Here is a 474-nt window from a genome sequence, read left to right as displayed (position 1 = left end):
GGCCGTACCAGCCGCTGCTTGACCCGAGGAAGATTTACGTTTCACTGTCCACAAAATTTGACACAGACCAAATGACACCGTGACGGTTTCGTGGCCGCCGAAGATGTTCTCGTTGGTCGACCCGAAGGGTGCAGACACCGCCACTTTGGTGGAGGGCTCGCCTTCGGCGGAAGCGACGACACGGACGGAGATCTCTCCCTCTCGACCGTCGGAGGACGTGAACGCGAGCGGTGCTCCACCCTCGGTGAGAGTGCCCGCGAGCCCGTCGCGATCGAATTCCGCCGTGAGTTCGTTACCGGCGATGACACCGTCACGCCGGAGTTCGGTCAGGGTCAATCGCGTTCCGGAGATCGACATCGTCACGTACGTGGGCCGCGCGCCACCGTTCTCGTAGGAACCGAAGTACTCCCCGTCCGGAGCCGCTGCGAGTTCCTCGGCAGCCGTCTGTGCCGCAGCGGTGGCCTCCGCAGCCGC

The 474-nt window shown here is 63.9% G+C and carries 1 protein-coding gene; it reads right to left on the bottom strand.

The features are described from left to right. Nucleotides 1-363, bottom strand: a 363-nt coding sequence (locus ABD172_RS14565) for a hypothetical protein (protein WP_344310831.1), incomplete at its 3' end; no start/stop codon positions are given. Nucleotides 364-474: the final 111 nt, after the last annotated feature.

It is taken from the genome of Brevibacterium samyangense, from assembly GCF_039529845.1.
Taxonomy (GTDB): Bacteria; Actinomycetota; Actinomycetes; order Actinomycetales; family Brevibacteriaceae; genus Brevibacterium; species Brevibacterium samyangense.
This window is presented reverse-complemented; position numbering and strand designations above follow the sequence as displayed.